General features: G+C 70.6%; 12 protein-coding genes and 1 pseudogene. 6 read left to right on the top strand and 7 right to left on the bottom strand.

The features are described 5' to 3' along the window. The first annotated feature begins 328 nt into the window (after positions 1-328). The 4 genes and pseudogenes from CCR87_RS03930 (at position 329) to CCR87_RS17455 (ending at position 3,722) form a co-directional block, all read left to right on the top strand. Positions 329-1,240, top strand: a complete 912-nt coding sequence (locus tag CCR87_RS03930; protein ID WP_201156266.1) for a glycosyltransferase — start codon at positions 329-331, stop codon at positions 1,238-1,240. A 97-nt stretch (positions 1,241-1,337) separates the two neighbouring features. After that, positions 1,338-1,577 (top strand): annotated as a pseudogene (locus tag CCR87_RS17670) (transposase); the annotation flags it as partial. Between the two features lie 553 nt (positions 1,578-2,130). Beyond that, entirely contained in the window at positions 2,131-3,129 is a 999-nt protein-coding gene (locus tag CCR87_RS03920) for a glycosyltransferase family 2 protein (protein ID WP_201156264.1), read from the top strand. Next, entirely contained in the window at positions 3,126-3,722 is a 597-nt protein-coding gene (locus CCR87_RS17455) for a serine O-acetyltransferase (RefSeq protein ID WP_274609743.1), read from the top strand. The genes CCR87_RS03920 and CCR87_RS17455 overlap by 4 nt, the downstream gene beginning before the upstream one ends. 101 nt (positions 3,723-3,823) lie before the next feature. Here the strand turns inward: CCR87_RS17455 and CCR87_RS03910 are convergent, their stop codons facing one another. From CCR87_RS03910 to CCR87_RS03900, 3 genes are all read right to left on the bottom strand, one after another. After that, positions 3,824-4,183: a hypothetical protein gene (locus CCR87_RS03910; protein ID WP_201156263.1), complete on the bottom strand. Its 360-nt coding sequence runs from the start codon at positions 4,181-4,183 to the stop codon at positions 3,824-3,826. Positions 4,184-4,438: 255 nt separating this feature from the next. After that, on the bottom strand, positions 4,439-5,965 hold the full coding sequence (locus tag CCR87_RS03905) for a phospholipase D-like domain-containing protein (protein ID WP_201156262.1): 1,527 nt from the start codon (positions 5,963-5,965) through the stop codon (positions 4,439-4,441). Between the two features lie 169 nt (positions 5,966-6,134). Continuing rightward, entirely contained in the window at positions 6,135-6,929 is a 795-nt protein-coding gene (locus CCR87_RS03900; protein WP_242511844.1) for an endonuclease/exonuclease/phosphatase family protein, read from the bottom strand. Between the two features lie 150 nt (positions 6,930-7,079). Here CCR87_RS03900 and CCR87_RS03895 point away from each other — a divergent pair, with 150 nt between their 5' ends. After that, positions 7,080-7,979 carry a lysophospholipid acyltransferase family protein gene (locus CCR87_RS03895; protein WP_201156261.1) on the top strand — a complete coding sequence of 300 codons (900 nt, stop codon included), beginning with the start codon at positions 7,080-7,082 and terminating at the stop codon, positions 7,977-7,979. Positions 7,980-7,987: 8 nt separating this feature from the next. Here CCR87_RS03895 and CCR87_RS03890 read toward each other — a convergent pair whose 3' ends face one another. Then, entirely contained in the window at positions 7,988-8,659 is a 672-nt protein-coding gene (locus CCR87_RS03890; RefSeq protein ID WP_242511843.1) for a DUF1223 domain-containing protein, read from the bottom strand. A gap of 351 nt (positions 8,660-9,010) precedes the next feature. On the opposite strand from CCR87_RS03890, the gene acnA reads away from it, so the two are divergent. Continuing rightward, positions 9,011-11,770 (top strand): aconitate hydratase AcnA, encoded by a 2,760-nt coding sequence (gene acnA / locus CCR87_RS03885; protein WP_201156260.1) that lies wholly within the window; start codon positions 9,011-9,013, stop codon positions 11,768-11,770. A gap of 113 nt (positions 11,771-11,883) precedes the next feature. Here acnA and arsB read toward each other — a convergent pair whose 3' ends face one another. The 3 genes from arsB to CCR87_RS03870 form a co-directional block, all read right to left on the bottom strand. Then, positions 11,884-12,954 carry an ACR3 family arsenite efflux transporter gene (arsB, locus tag CCR87_RS03880; protein ID WP_201156259.1) on the bottom strand — a complete coding sequence of 357 codons (1,071 nt, stop codon included), beginning with the start codon at positions 12,952-12,954 and terminating at the stop codon, positions 11,884-11,886. Positions 12,955-13,082: 128 nt separating this feature from the next. Further along, positions 13,083-13,454, bottom strand: a complete 372-nt coding sequence (locus CCR87_RS03875) for an ArsR/SmtB family transcription factor (RefSeq protein ID WP_201156258.1) — start codon at positions 13,452-13,454, stop codon at positions 13,083-13,085. A 285-nt stretch (positions 13,455-13,739) separates the two neighbouring features. Then, the gene (locus tag CCR87_RS03870) at positions 13,740-14,948 is read right to left on the bottom strand and encodes a serine hydrolase domain-containing protein (RefSeq protein WP_201156257.1); all 1,209 of its coding nucleotides are present in this window, start codon (positions 14,946-14,948) and stop codon (positions 13,740-13,742) included. Between the last annotated feature and the right edge of the window lie 234 nt (positions 14,949-15,182).

Below are 15,182 nucleotides of genomic sequence, written 5' to 3'. Positions count from 1 at the left end.
TCCACCGGGGTACACTGGCAATGGCGCAATGCTCCGGACAGGGGCCGCACACGCCCCGCAAGCCCCGTGATCCGGCACACCGCACCGGCCCCGCACCGTCCGGCACCGTCCCCGGTCGCCCGACCGGAGGAACGCCTTGCACCTTGCCGCAAGCTCGGCAAAGGTCTGCGCGTGACGGCGCGGGTCCGGTGCGGTGTGCCGGATCACGGGGCTTGCGGGGCGTGTGCGGCCCCTGTCCGGAGCATTGCGCCATTGCCAGTGTACCCCGGTGGATCGCGCGCCCGTGCCAGACCCGCCGGGATCTGCCGCAAGCAAGTGGAGCGAAGCGTTGAAAGTCGCGATCGTGATGGTGAACGACCGGACGCCGGGGCTGGTCCTCGATTGCCTGCGCAGCCTTGCGGACGAGCGGGCGGCGGGTCTGGACCTGATGGTCCGGATCGGCGACGCGGAGTCCGGCGACGGCTCGGTCGAGGCGATCTCGCGGTTCATCGACGCGCAGGGCTACGACTGGGCACGGTGCGTCGCGATCGGACGCAACGGCGGGTTCGCGTATGGCAACAACTTCGTCCTGAAACACCATGTGCTGGTGGACCCCGGCGTCACCCATGTCCACTTTCTGAATCCCGACACCTATGTCCATCCCGGCGCGGTGCGCGAGCTGGCGCGGTTCCTCGCGGCACATCCCGACGCCGGCGCCGCCGGAAGTCGGCTGGAGAATCCCGACGGATCCCGGCGCTCCTGCGCCTTCCGCTTCCCCGCGCCGTGGCGCGAATTCTTCCGGGGCGCGTCCTTCTCGCTCCTCGACCGCCTGGTTCCGGCGTCAAGGGCGGTCATCACGCCAGGCACCCGGCAGGAGCGGGTGGACTGGGTCAGCGGCGCCAGCTTCATGATGCCGCGCGCGGTTCTGGAGCAGGTAGGGCCGATGGATGACGGTTTCTTTCTCTATTTCGAGGAGACCGACCTGATGGCCCGGATCAGGGACGCCGGCTACGAGGTCTGGCATGTGCCGCAAAGCCGCGTCGTGCACCTGGCGGGACAGGCGACCGGATACCGGGCGGGTGGTCGCCCGTCCCGGCTCTCTGCGCACTGGCTGCGGTCGCGGGCACGCTATCTGAAGCGCCGCCACGGGCGCGGTGGGCTGGTGGGGGGGACAGTCCTCTATCTTCCGGGCGACCTTGGTCTATCGGCCAGGCTGCCTGCTGCTGTTGCTGCGCCGGTCGCGTCCAAGAATCTGGTGTAATTTCAACGCCACCGGCGGTGTGAGCCCGGGTGGCCATCGAGGTGCATGGTCGAGGTGGAGTTTGGCGACTTCAATCACCGACCACATGGAGACCCCGATGGCCAAGACGCACACGGACCTGTCCGAGCTTCTGGCCAAGCACGAGCAGGCCGTCCCTCAGCTGATCATGGAGGCCGATATCGACGGGCTGATCGGCGTCGGGCAACACGAGCGCCGCGGCGAGCGCACGACCTGGCGCACCAGGTATCAGGATCGCGCTCTCGATCCCCGTCCGGGAACGGTGGGCCTGCGGGGGCCGAAGCTGCCGCAAGGCAGCTGTTCCCCGCTCCTCCTCGAACACTTCCCAGACCGTCTTCAGCACCGGGCAACCGGCATCCGTCACCGCATGCAGTCTGGTGTTCAACCCGCCCATCGCGCCGTACGGACAAGGTCAGGATCTTTCCGAGCGAGGACTCCCTCCTGCGACTCGTCAGCGCCACCCGCGTCGAGATCAACGAAAAATGGGCCTTGGACAGGAAGGCCTGCATCAAGGGGGACTGCCAGGATGCGTGACCCGCTGTCAGAAAATTTTCCAGACCTCAGTCTGCGCGATCCGTGGCAGCGGCGGCTGGCGGGCCTCAATGTCGACCCTGGTGATCGGCGATCCGCTCACCGCCTCAGCGCCCCGCATGCCGACGCCCCGGGTCACCAGCCGACAGGCGCATCCTGCCCCTCACCCGCCCTCCAGGACCGGGTGTTTCAGCGTCCTGCCGGCCAAGGAGACACCAAAGGCATGGCGCGGTGCAGTGGCACCTTGCGGACGGGCCGCGTCTTCAACCGGCGCTAGACCGGATCGCCGGCGGGATGTAGAGAAACCTTGGCCATTCAACGGCCTTGTTCGGAATTTGCCCATGACATCGGCACACGTTGCCCCCGTGGCGGTCATCATCGTGAACTACGCAACCGCCCCGCTGACCATCGAGGCGGTGGACAGCGTACTGGCCCGCCACCACGACGGCCTCCCGGTCGAGGTGCATGTGATTGACAATGCCTCCCCCGGCGACGACGCGCGCATCCTGTCGCAGGCCCATGTCGCCCGGGGCTGGGCGGGCACCGTGACCCTGCACCTGGAGGAGACCAACCACGGCTTCGGGCGTGGCAACAACGTCGTGCTCCAGACCCTTGCGCGGCGCGAGGATCCGCCCGACAAGGTGCTGCTGCTCAACCCGGACGCGCGCCTCGACAACGAGGCCCTGGCGATCCTTGCGCGGTTCCTCGATGATCACCCGCGGGCCGGAGCCGCCGGAGCGCGGATCGAGCGGCCCGGCGATGGGACGGTTACCTCGGCGTTCAGGTTTCCCGGTCTTGCGAGCGAGTTCTCGGGCGCGGTGGCCTTCGGGCCGGTGGACCGACTGCTCGGCCGCCCGCGGGTGGCGCTGGAACCCGGCCTGCCCACCCAGCAGGTCGACTGGGTGTCGGGCGCCGCGCTGATGCTGCGGATGCGCACGCTGGCGGAGGTCGGCAGCTTCGACCCGGATTTCTTTCTTTACTACGAGGAGGTGGAACTGATGTTCCGCATCCGCCGCGCCGGTTGGGAGGTGTGGCAGGTCGACGAGGCCGCCGTCATCCACCACGAGGGTGCCGCCACCGGCGTCCAGAGCCGCCAGCGAACCCTGCCACCGCGCCCGGATTACTGGTATGACAGCTTCGGCCTTTACGTTCGAAAGACCCGCGGACGGTCCGGGGCGCTGGCGATGACGCTGGCACGGATCGCGGGCTGGGCCCTGAATCGACCCATCGCGGCGGTGCTGCGGCGCCCGGCCGCGGCCCCGCCGGGGGCGTTCGGTGCGATGTGGCGGCGGGTGCTGCGGCCGCTGGTGGGGCTGCCACCGACGCAGGCACGGCGATGACCGCCGATATCGACCCACGCACGGGGCTGCCCACGGGGCGCCGCAACCTCAACCCGGCGGGGATCGGCCTGCGTGCGCTCGTGGCGGAGGATTTCGAGACCCACGGGCGTGACCTGCTGTCACAGGGGTTCTGGGCGCTGTTCTGGCACCGCTTCGGCAACTGGCGGATGTCGGTGCGCTCCCGTCTGCTGCGCCTGCCGCTGAGCCTCCTATACCGGGCGATGGCGAAGGTGGTGGAATGGACCTGCGGCATCTTCCTGCCCTATACGACCCCGGTGGGCCGACGCGTTCGGCTGGAACATTTCGGCGGGATGATCCTGGTCCCGCGGTCCATCGGGTCGGATGTGACCATCCGGCAGAATACGACCCTTGGGATAGCGCGCACCGACAACCTCGCCGGTCGCCCGAGGATCGAGGACGGCGTGGACATCGGCGCGGGGGCGGTGATCGTGGGCGACATCACGGTGGGGCGCGGCGCTGTGGTGGGGGCCAATGCCGTGGTGACCCGCTCGGTGCCACCCAATGCGGTGGTGGGCGGGGTGCCTGCGCGGGTAATCGGATACCGTGACCGCGCGGGGGCTGCGCCCGACTGACATGCCCGCCCCGCGCCTCGGCGCCGTCGTCCGCGGCCACAAGGGGGGCAAGGCATCCTGGCCTGCCTGGATGCGATCCCCGCGGACGTCGCAGCCGTCGTTCATGTCGCTTCCGGCTTCACCGATGGGAGCGTGGCGGCGGCCGAGGCAGCCGCCTGTATCGTGCGCCTTGATACCATGCGGGAGTTCACCGCGGCACTGGCCGCGATGCAGGCGTCGCGGCGTTGCAGGCCGATGGCCCGCCCGATCCGGTGCAGTTCACAGACGGCAACTGCACCCTTGCGCAGGGCTGGATCGCCACGGCCAAGGCCCATCCCGCACCCGCAGATCAACGGCGCGAGATGCAGGGCAGCCGCGATTGGCTGGCCGACCTGCTGGGGATGGCGCCGCGCGGGTTTGCCTATCCGATGGGCGACATCACCGCGTCGGCGGTCGACGGGGCCCGCGCGCTCTTTGACCATGCGCTGAGCACGGATCGGCACCTGGGCGAGGGGTTCGATCCGTTTCAGCTGCGCCGGGCCTGCCCGAGCCAGCGCGACGATCCCCCGGCGGCCTTTCTGCGCCTGCTGTGGCAGGCACCGTGGGAGGGGGCGCGGTCGCCTTCGGCCGACCGACGGCGCCTGCGGGGGGCGGCGGGGATGCGGTATCGGTGCGGCGGCGGCATGGGGAAATGGCCGGGGTGCGCAACGGCAGACGCGCGGCCGCCGGGCGGGCGGCTACAGGTACTTGTGGATCGGCAGATGCCCGATCACCCAGGATGCGCCCCGGCGCAGGGCGCCCGCGTCGGGTTCGTGCAGGATCGGAGCGTGGTCGGGGCGGGGCCCGTCGGTCCAGCACAGGCGCCGACCGGCGATGCTCAGGGAATAGGCGCGCTCGGCCGCGCCCAGCCGGTCGATCTCGGCCTCCAGCTCGGCCACCAGCGCGGGGTCGTCGAACAGCACACCCGCCTCGATGTTCAACCAGGCCGAGCGCAGGTCGAAGTTGAACGAGCCGACGAAGCCGACCCGGCCGTCCACAGTGAACATCTTGGAATGCAGCATCGGCGCGCGTCCGGTCCCGCGCCGCTCGGCCGGGGCGAATTCATGCAGCGTGACCCCGGCGGCCAGCAGCGGGCGGCGGTAGCGGCGATAGGCGCCATGCACCAGCAGATGGTTGGTCACCGCAAGTGCGTTGGTGACGACCTCCACCGCCACGCCGCGCGCGGACAACGCGACCAGCTCGGCCGCACCCTCCTGGCCCGGCACGAAATAGGGCGTCACCAGGCGCAGCCTCGTGCGCGCGCCCTGCATCGCGGGCACCAGCGCGGCTGGCATCCAGTCCTCGCGGCCCCGCCCCATCGCCTTGTCGGGCGGATCGGCCACCAGCCGCGCACCCGACGACCAGCACAGCCCCTCGGGCAGCGGCGACGCGCCGGTGGCATGGGCCAGCAGCGCGCGGGCGGCGGGCGTCGCGGCGGTCTCGGCCAGGCGCTCGCGGAAGCGCTCCAGCCCGGCGTCATAGTCGCGCCAGAAGGCCGCGATCGGCAGCGCCTGGTCGCTGTTCCAGTAGGTGTCGAACAGCGCGCCCGCCGCGCGCGCCAGCGGCCCCACCAGCACCAGATCGGCGTCGCGCACCCGCCGCTTGCGCGGGCTTGGCACGTCGAAATACTCGTTGCCGATGTTGCGCCCCCCGGTGATGGCCACGCGGGTGTCGGCGATCCACAGCTTGGCGTGCATGCGGCGGTTGAAGCGCACCGCCATCAGCAGCATCTCGATCCCGCGCCGCACCGCCGTGCGGCGGTTGCGCACGGGGTTGTAGAGGCGCACCTCCACCCCCGGATGGCCGTTCAGGGCGCGAAACTTGGGGTCGACCCCCTGCACGTTGACATCATCGAGCAGCAGCCGCACCCGGACACCCCGGTCGGCGGCCGCCAGAACCTCCAGCGCCAGCAGCTGCCCCCCGAGGTCGTCGCGCCAGATGTAGCTGACCATGTCCAGGCTGCGCCCCGCCGCACGCAGGCTGGCCAGGCGCAGCGCCAGCGCCGCGCGGTTGTCGAACACGCAACCCAACCCGCTGGCCCCGGGGTGCGCGGCCTCCAGCGGCGCCGTGGCGCGATCGAGCGCGGTGTCCGCGGGCGCCGGCGGCAGCACCCACGAGGACGCGCCGCGCGCCTGCCGCGCGAACCGGCCATAGGAATAGAGCGCAAGATAAGAGGCCGCGGCGAACACCACCGCAAGCCCCGCCAACCACACCAGCAGCGTCATGTGCCGGCGTCCCGCCCCCGGCTGGCACGCCGCCGGTCGGCACGGGTCCACCGGGCACGGGGCCGCATGGACAGGAGCCCCATGGACAGGGCATGGCCTGCACAGGCCGATCGGGCATGCCCCTCACCCCGGCGCTGCCGGTCCGCGCACGGCCCGGTGGCGGCGCGCATCAGCCCGCCTCCGGCGTGGCGCGGCCCGCATTTCCCGCCCCGGGCAGGCGCAGCCACGCCTTGACCGGCAGATGGTCGGACGCCACCCGCGCCAGGGTGCTGTCGTGCCGCCCGACATGGAGGATCTGCGCACAGGGGCTGGCCATGATCCGGTCCAGCGGCAGCACCGGAAAGCGCGCCGGAAAGCTGGGCACCGGCGCCACCGCCACCTTGCGTCCCGCAAATGGCGCCAGCGAGGTGCGCCCGGCCGTCCGCCACTCGTTCAGGTCGCCCATCAGCAGCGTGCTGCGCCCGTCGTCCCCCACGCCCAGCGCGTCCACCAGCGCCTGCGACTGCAACAGCCGAGAGGCGCGCAACAGCCCCAGATGTGTCGCGATCACCCGCAGTGGCCGGTCCCGGTGCACCAGATCCACCACCAGCGCGCCGCGCGGCTCCAGCCCCGGAAGGCGCAGCGGGCGCACCCGCTCCACCCACGCGTTGCGCGTCAGCAACAGGTTGCCGTGCCAGCCATGCGCCGCCCCCGCCCGATCGAACGGCACCGGCACCAGGCCCGATGCCTCGCGCAGCGCGCCGAGGTCGAGAAGCCCGGCGCGGTCGCCAAAGCGCCGGTCGGCCTCCTGAAGGGCGACGATGTCGGCGTCGAGTTCCGCAATCACGCGGGCGGTGCGCACCGGATCGAACCGGCGGTCGGCGCCGATGCATTTGTGCACGTTGTAGGACGCCACCGCCAGCGCATCGTCAGGCAGGGACGGCAGCGGCGTCTGGGCGCGCAGGGACCGGAATGAAGCCATCATCGACCTAAAGATGGGTGACACGGCGCCGCGCGCAAGGGAAATCGGCGCGGGCGCACGACACGGTGACGCCACACCGCCCGGCGCGCGCGACTTGTCCCTGCGTCGACGGGGCAGTATCGACGGCCAACCCAACGACCCGAGGCTGCCCGCATGACACCCCATCTTCGCACCGCGCGCGACTGGATCGTGGCACTTGGCGTGCGGGGCCTGCTGTGGCTGGGCGAGCGGCTGCCCTATCGCACGCGGGTGCGGGGGCTGAGCTGGATCGGCGGGCGGGTGTTCGCACCGCTGACGGATTTCCCCGCGCGCATCCGCGCCAACCTCGCGCTGGTGTGCCCCGACCTGACGGAGGACCGCATCCGCGCCATCCAGCGCCGCGTGCCGGTCAACGCCGTGCGCACCCTGGTGGAGATCCACTCCGGCCCCGATTTTCGCGCCACCGCCGCCGCCGCCGCCGTGCGCGGGGCCGAACATCTGGCGGCGGTCGAGGCCGCCCACGCCGCCGGGCGCCCGGTGATCCTGGTGTCGGGGCATTTCGGCAACTATGACGTCCCGCGCGCGGCGCTGGCGGCGCGGGGCATCGCGGTGGGGGGGCTGTACCGGCCGCTCAAGAATCGCTTCTACAACGCGCTGTACGCCGACAAGATCGCCCGCATCAGCGGCCCGGTGTTTCCGCGCGGCCGCCGCGGCCTGGCCGAGATGGTGCGGTTCCTGCGCCAGGGCGGGGTCGTGGGGTTGCTGATCGACCAGCGCATGGGCAACGGCGTGCCGCTGGATTTCTTTGGCCGCCCCGCCTGGACCGCGCTGTCGGCCGCCGAGATGGCGGTGAAATACGACGCGCTGATCCTGCCCGCCTATGGCCGGCGCGTCGGTGACGGGCTGGATTTCGAGCTGGTTCTGGAGGCGCCGCTGGAACACGGCGATCCGGCGGCGATGACCCAGGCGCTCAACGACAGCCTGGAGCGGATGGTGCGCGCCGACATGGACCAGTGGCTGTGGTTCCACCGCCGCTGGCGCGATCCGCACGGCGGCGCCGACATCGACGGCTGAGGGCGCCCTCAGCGGGCGCGGCTGGCGGCGAGGATGCGACCCGGTCCGGCCTCCTGGATGATCACCACGGCGGGTTCGGCACCCTCCAGCCGCACATGCAGCGCAAGCGGCGTCTGGCCGTCCCAGGTGGCGATCTGATCCCACAGGGTGACGATGTTGTGGTGGGTGACTTCGCGCCCGGCGTTCTCGCCGCCCGAGATCATCATCGTGGCGGACGGGGTGTAGCGGACCATGTCGATGGTCACGCTGCGCTCCAGCGGCGGCTCGGCGGTGGCGGCGATGTGCAGCATGCCGCCGTCGCGCCGCAGCTCCAGCCCGACGCGCGCCGGGCGGCCCGCCTCCTGCGTCAGGCGGTCGGCCAGGTCCATGCCGGCGCTGCCGACGATGCGGTGCACCCCGCCCACGATCATCTGCGGGGTGAAGATCGACCGGCTGCCCTCGGCGCGGGCATAGGCCTTCTGGCGGCGGGTGAAGGCGGGATCGGCAAAACGGTCGGCCCAGCCCAGGTAATCCCAGATATCCACATGCAGCGACAGGGCAATCACCCCGGGCCGGTCTGCCAGCCGCGCCAGCAGCGCATCCGCCGGCGGGCAGGCCACGCACCCCTGCGAGGTGAACAGCTCCACCACCACGCCCGGCTCTCCGATGGTTTCGGCGGCGGCGGGGGCCGGGGCCGCCATTGCCGCGGCACACAGCACGACAGCGCCGCACAGGACGGAGCGGAGACGGCAAGGGAGGCTGCGCATGGCTGGGGGCTCACTTGGTTCGGACGGGCATGTGACGGTGACACTGCGGGGCGAAACACTGCCTGCAACGCAACGGAACTAGGTCCTGCACGGCCCGTCCACCAATCAAGGTTTAGCGAGACCGCCCCCCAATCACCCGCGCCGACGCGGGGATGTCAACCGCTCCGGTCGGCAAGAAACGGTACACTGTCGCATACTAATTTGCCGCACCCCCCTTGATCGGCTGCCCCCCTTGCTGCATTCCTGCATGCAACCGTGTTCACCGATCCCCGAGGGAGGCCCAGCATGCCCATCGTCACCGGCCAGGATTCCGCCCGCACCCGCCGCAGCCTGTCCGCCGGCGGGCAAGGCGTTGCCTATTATTCCATCCCCGCCGCCGAGGCCGCGGGCCTGGGCGACTTTGCCCGCCTGCCCGCCGCCCTCAAGGTGGTGCTGGAGAACCTGCTGCGGTTCGAGGACGGTGGCCGCACCGTCAGCCTGGACGACATCCGGGCGTTTGCCGCCTGGGCCACCGACGGCGGCAAGTCCACGCGCGAGATCGCGTACCGCCCCGCCCGCGTGCTGATGCAGGACTTCACCGGGGTTCCGGCGGTCGTGGACCTGGCGGCGATGCGCGACGGGATCGTGGCGCTGGGGGGCGATGCGACCCGGATCAACCCGCTGACCCCGGTGGATCTGGTCATCGACCACTCGGTGATGATCGACGAGTTCGGTACGCCGCGCGCCTTCCAGCTCAACGTCGACCGCGAGTACGAGCGCAACATGGAGCGCTACACCTTCCTCAAGTGGGGGCAGAAGGCGTTCGACAACTTCCGCGTGGTGCCGCCCGGCACCGGCATCTGCCACCAGGTCAACCTGGAGTACCTCGCGCAGACCGTCTGGACCGACACCGACCAGACGGGTGAAACCGTCGCCTATCCCGACACGCTGGTGGGCACCGACAGCCACACCACCATGGTCAACGGGCTCGCGGTGCTGGGCTGGGGCGTGGGCGGCATCGAGGCCGAGGCTGCGATGCTGGGCCAGCCCGTCTCCATGCTCATCCCCGAGGTGATCGGCTTCCGCCTGACCGGCGCGATGGTCGAGGGCACCACCGCGACCGACCTCGTGCTCAAGGTCGTGCAGATGCTGCGCGCCAAGGGCGTGGTGGGCAAGTTCGTGGAGTTCTACGGCGACGGCCTCGACCATCTGCCGCTCGCGGATCGGGCCACCATCGCCAACATGGCGCCTGAATACGGCGCCACCTGCGGCTTCTTCCCCATCGACGACGAGACCCTGCGCTACATGCAGCAGACGGGCCGCGACGAGGACCGCATCGCGCTGGTCAAGGCCTATGCCGAGGCGCAGGGCATGTGGCGCGGGCCCGATTACGCCCCGGTCTATACCGACACGCTGGAGCTGGACATGGGCACGGTGGTGCCCGCCGTCTCGGGCCCCAAGCGCCCGCAGGACCACACCCCGCTGGATCAGGCCGCGCGCGGCTTCCACAACGTCGTATGCGAGTATCGCGGCATCGACACCACGCTGGAGGCCCGCGAGATGGCCGGCGAGGGGCCGACGCCTGCGCCGGACGCATCGGCCAACCCGCGCAAGTCCGGCCAGGTCGCGGGGCAGGACTATGAGCTGCATGACGGCTCGGTGGTGATCGCCTCGATCACGTCGTGCACCAACACCTCCAACCCCTACGTCATGATCGGGGCGGGGCTGGTGGCGCGCAAGGCGCGCGCGCTGGGGCTGACGCGCAAGCCCTGGGTCAAGACCTCGCTCGCGCCCGGCTCCCAGGTCGTCAGCGAGTATCTGGAGGCGGCGGGCCTGCAGGAGGATCTGGACGCCATCGGCTTCAACCTCGTGGGCTACGGCTGCACCACCTGCATCGGCAACTCCGGCCCGCTGGCGCCCGAGATCAGCCAGGCGATCCACGACAACGACCTGATCGGCGTGTCGGTGCTGTCGGGCAACCGCAACTTCGAGGGGCGGATCAGCCCGGACGTGCGCGCGAACTACCTCGCCTCGCCGCCGCTGGTGGTGGCCTATGCGCTGGCGGGTGATTTCAACATCGACCTCACGACCGAGCCGCTGGGCACCGACCGCGACGGCAAGCCAGTGTTCCTCAAGGACATCTGGCCCACCAACAAGGAAATCGCCGATCTGGTGCACGCCACCGTCACCCGCGAGGCGTTCCTGTCGCGCTATGCCGACGTGTTCAAGGGCGACGAGAAGTGGCAGGCCGTGGAGACCACCGACAGCCTGACCTATGACTGGCCGGCGACGTCGACCTATGTGCAGAACCCGCCCTATTTCCAGGGGATGAAGTCCACCCCCGGCACGATCGCGGACGTGACGGGCGCGCGCGTGCTGGCGATCCTGGGCGACATGGTCACCACCGACCACATCAGCCCCGCGGGCTCGTTCAAGGACACGACGCCGGCGGGCAAGTATCTGGTGGAACGTCAGGTGCCGGTGCGGGAGTTCAACTCCTACGGCTCGCGGCGCGGCAACCACGAGGTGATGATGCGCGGCACCTTCGCCAACATCCGCATCCGCAACGAGATGCTCGCGGGCGTCGAGGGGGGCTACACCACCGGCCCGGACGGCCAGCAGATGTCGATCTTCGACGCGGCGATGGCGTGGCAGGCGCAGGGCACCGACCTTGTGGTGATCGGCGGCAAGGAATACGGCGCCGGCTCGTCACGCGACTGGGCGGCCAAGGGCACCTCGCTCCTGGGCGTCAAGGCGGTCATCGCCGAGAGCTTCGAGCGCATCCACCGCTCCAACCTGGTGGGCATGGGCGTGGTCCCGTTCGAGTTCACCGGCGGCGACACCCGCCGGTCGCTGGACCTGCGCGGCGACGAGACCTTCGACATCGAGGGCCTGTCGGGCGAGCTGCGCCCCGGCGCGGAGCTGCCCTGCACCATCACCTCGGCCGACGGCGGCACCCGGACGATCACCCTGAAGTGCCGCATCGATACCGAGGTGGAGATCGACTACGTCCGCAACGGCGGCGTGCTGCACTACGTGCTGCGCAACCTCGCCAGCGCGGCCTGACAACGGCCCGGCCCCCCGCCGCACCGCGGGGGGCCGGCCGCCGGGCACGCCCCGGCGACAGGCGCTCGCGTTGCCCCCCATCGGCGGCCCGCCGAACCGGGCCGCGGGGGCCGTCAGGATCGTTGCTGCGCCCGGCGGATCGGGGTTTCCCCGTCCGGAAACCAGTGGCGGGTCCGGTTGGCGAACCACACCAGGCTGAGCATCACCGGCACCTCCACCAGGACGCCCACGACCGTGACCAGCGCCGCGATGGAGTTGAGGCCGAACAGACCGATGGCCACCGCCACCGCCAGTTCGAAGAAGTTCGACGTGCCGATCATCGCGCAGGGGGCCGCCACCGCATGCGGCACGCGCCACGCCCGCGCCGCCCAATAGGCCACGGCGAACATTCCGTAGGACTGGATCAACAGCGGTACCGCGATCATCGCGATGATCAGGGGCCGGTCGAGGATCACCTCGCCCTGGAAGCCGAAAAGCAGCACCACCGTCGCCAGCAGGCCGAGGATCGACAGCGGCTTGATGCGCGCGGTAAAGGCGGCGACCGCGGCCGCGCCCCGCGCTGGGCTGGAGGCACGCCGCGTCATGCGCATCCGCGTCAGCACCCCGGCCGCCAGCGGCACCACGACATAAAGGACGACCGAGAGGACCAGCGTCTCCCACGGGACGGTGATGTCGGTGACGCCCAGCAGCAACGCCACGATGGGCGCATAGGCAAACACCATGATCACATCGTTGAGCGAGACCTGCACCAGCGTGTAGTTCGGATCGCCCCGCGTCAGCTGCGACCAGACGAACACCATGGCCGTGCAGGGGGCCGCGCCCAGCAGGATCATGCCCGCGATGTACTGTCCCGCGGTCCCCGGCTCGATGAAGGGGGCGAACACCACCTCGAAGAACAACAGGCCCAGCGCGGCCATGGTGAACGGCTTGATCAGCCAGTTCACCACCAATGTGATGATCAGCCCCTTGGGACGTTCATGGACGCGCGACAGCGAGGTGAAGTCCACCGCCACCATCATCGGATAGACCATGAACCAGATCAGGATCGCCACGACAAAGTTGACCGAGCCGTATTCCAGCCCCGCCAGCCCGCCCACGAGGCCCGGCGCGATCTGGCCCAGCACCAGCCCGCCGACGATGGCCAGCGCGACCCAGACCGAGAGGTAGCGTTCAAAGATCGGCATCCGGTTTCTCCTTCGGTTGCGGATGGGACAGGCGCCCCCCGGTCATGCTGCCTGCACGGCCGGGCGGCGGCCGGGTCGCCGGACGGCCTCGGCACGGCGGCATGGCGGGTCGTTGAGGGGGATCGTGGTCATCGGGGTGTCTGATCGGGCATGCGGCCCAGCGCGGGGTCGCAGCACGGTGCGCCGGCGGGTTCGTCGCGCGCCTCGATCAGCCCGATCAGCACGCGCAGGGGCGCCAGCACCGCCGGGTCCAGCGAATAGCAGATCCGGGGCCGCTCGATCGCCCCCACCACCAGCCCCGAGGCCTTCAGGATGCGCAGATGCTCGGAGACGGTGGACTGCGCCAGACCGACCTCGTGCACGATGTCGCCGCCGATGCATCCCGGGCGCGACAGCAGGAACCGGATGATCCGCACCCGCGCCGGATGCGCCAGCGCCTTGGCCACCCGGGCGATCGCCTCGGCGTCCGAGGCGGCGTCGACGGTGATCCCGGTCAGCATGGGCGCCCCCCCCTTTATCGTCGAAGGCCGATCTATCAATCGTCGATGGACGATGCAAGCGGCCCGCCTGCCGCCGTCGGACACCGGCCCCGGGGATGTGCCCGCAACCGCAACGGGGTGCCGGGGTCGATCGCGCCGCCATCGGGCGGCACGGTCACGGACAAGCGGGTCACAGGCAAGGGCGTCACGGGCAAGGGCGTCGCGGGCGGCACCGTGATGCGCGCGCAAAGGCGGCGGTGCGCAGGAGACGCGTCGTCTCGGGGCCGAGCGAGGCCGCCGCGCCCGTCAGGGCTGGGCGGCGACGGCCCGGGCAATGGCGCGAAAGGCCGCGACGGTTTCGGGGTCGTTGTCGTCGAACGCCGGATCGGCGCTGGTCTTGACGATGACGACGTCGCGCGCGGGGTCGACATGGATGAACTGACCCCAGACGCCGATGGCAAGGAAATCCCCCTGCGGGTCCTCGGGGATCCACCAGTTATAGCCATAACCGAAGGTCCAGCCAGAGGCGGGGTTCGGCCCCGGTTGCAGATGCGGGGCCTGCGGGTTGACCGAGGCCCTGACCCAGTCCGCGGGGACGATCTGCCGCCCCTCCCGCGCGCCACCCTCCAGATACAGCCGCCCGAAACGGGCGTAATCCCGCAAGGTCGCGTTCAGGCAGCACAGGGCGAATTCCTGGCCCCGGCGGTCGGTGCTCCAGGATGCGTCGGCCTCGGTGCCCATGGGCCCCCACAGTCGGGTCGCGAGGTAACGGGCCACGGGCATCCCCGTCGCCGCCTCCAGCACCAGCCCCAGCGCCATGGTGTCGGAACTGATATAGGCGTTGAACGTGCCCGGCGGGCGGGCGGATGGCAGCCCCGCCAGCAGGTCGACCTGCGACTGGCCCATGGCCATGGTGCGAATGAACAGCATGTTGATGTCCGAGGTGGCGCGGGCGTAATCCTCGTCGAAGGCGATGCCGGAGGACATGGTCAGCGCGTCCTCGATCGGCACCGCGCCATAGGGGGTGCCGTCCAGCGCGGGGACGTAGGTTGCGATGGGGTCGCGCAGGCTGGCGATGTGGCCCTCCTCCAGCGCGATGCCGATCAGCGCCGAGATCACCGATTTCGCCATCGACCAGGAGGTGAGGGGCGCGGCCGCGTCTGCGCCCTGCCGGTCGTCCTCGGGGGTGATGGCCCCGCGGTGGACCACCAGAAGGCCGGTGGTTTCGGTGCGATCGAGAAACGCCGCAAGGTCGCGCTCCTGCCCCGCGAAGGCATAGGTGGCCGGAAGCGGGCGCGGGTCGCGGGCAAACGCCCACACCGGACCGGCGCTGGCGATCGGCCGGGACGGAAAGACACGGTCCATGTTGCGGAAGTTCTCGACCCGGCTGCTTTCGGAAAACAGCGTGATGCCGGGCCAGTAGGGGCTCTGGCGCAGCCACGCGACCCCCGCGAGGGCGATGACTGCCAGCACGACAAGGCTCCAGGCGCTGACGCGCAAGAGGCGACGGGTCATGGCGGTCTCCTTTCCCTCGGCCAACGGGACGCAGGATATGCGCATGTGCCCTCACGATCAGCGGGGCCTGCAACACAGTGGGGCCGCGCCACAGCCCAAGATCGGGCAGGACACCGGCGTTGACCACGCCGCCCACCGTCACGGGGGCAATGGCGCCCCCCGGCATCCGCATCGGGTGCCGAGGGGCGCGCGCAGCCCCAGTCATCGGCCCCGCCAGCGGCCCCGACATGGCAA

This window comes from Rhodobaculum claviforme, assembly GCF_016653255.1.
GTDB lineage: Bacteria > Pseudomonadota > Alphaproteobacteria > Rhodobacterales > Rhodobacteraceae > Rhodobaculum > Rhodobaculum claviforme.
Note: the sequence above shows the minus strand (reverse complement) of the source record. Positions and strands in the feature narration are given on the sequence as shown.

Excerpts from the sequence above, each read along its gene's own strand:
- CCR87_RS03920 (WP_201156264.1), top strand. The coding sequence starts at position 2,131 with ATGACATCGGCACACGTTGCCCCCGTGGCGGTCATCATCGTGAACTAC.
- CCR87_RS17455 (WP_274609743.1), top strand. The coding sequence starts at position 3,126 with ATGACCGCCGATATCGACCCACGCACGGGGCTGCCCACGGGGCGCCGC.
- CCR87_RS03910 (WP_201156263.1), bottom strand. The coding sequence starts at position 4,183 with ATGGTCAAAGAGCGCGCGGGCCCCGTCGACCGCCGACGCGGTGATGTC.
- CCR87_RS03905 (WP_201156262.1), bottom strand. The coding sequence starts at position 5,965 with ATGACGCTGCTGGTGTGGTTGGCGGGGCTTGCGGTGGTGTTCGCCGCG.
- CCR87_RS03900 (WP_242511844.1), bottom strand. The coding sequence starts at position 6,929 with ATGATGGCTTCATTCCGGTCCCTGCGCGCCCAGACGCCGCTGCCGTCC.
- CCR87_RS03895 (WP_201156261.1), top strand. The coding sequence starts at position 7,080 with ATGACACCCCATCTTCGCACCGCGCGCGACTGGATCGTGGCACTTGGC.
- CCR87_RS03890 (WP_242511843.1), bottom strand. The coding sequence starts at position 8,659 with ATGGCGGCCCCGGCCCCCGCCGCCGCCGAAACCATCGGAGAGCCGGGC.
- acnA (WP_201156260.1), top strand. The coding sequence starts at position 9,011 with ATGCCCATCGTCACCGGCCAGGATTCCGCCCGCACCCGCCGCAGCCTG.
- arsB (WP_201156259.1), bottom strand. The coding sequence starts at position 12,954 with ATGCCGATCTTTGAACGCTACCTCTCGGTCTGGGTCGCGCTGGCCATC.
- CCR87_RS03875 (WP_201156258.1), bottom strand. The coding sequence starts at position 13,454 with ATGCTGACCGGGATCACCGTCGACGCCGCCTCGGACGCCGAGGCGATC.
- CCR87_RS03870 (WP_201156257.1), bottom strand. The coding sequence starts at position 14,948 with ATGACCCGTCGCCTCTTGCGCGTCAGCGCCTGGAGCCTTGTCGTGCTG.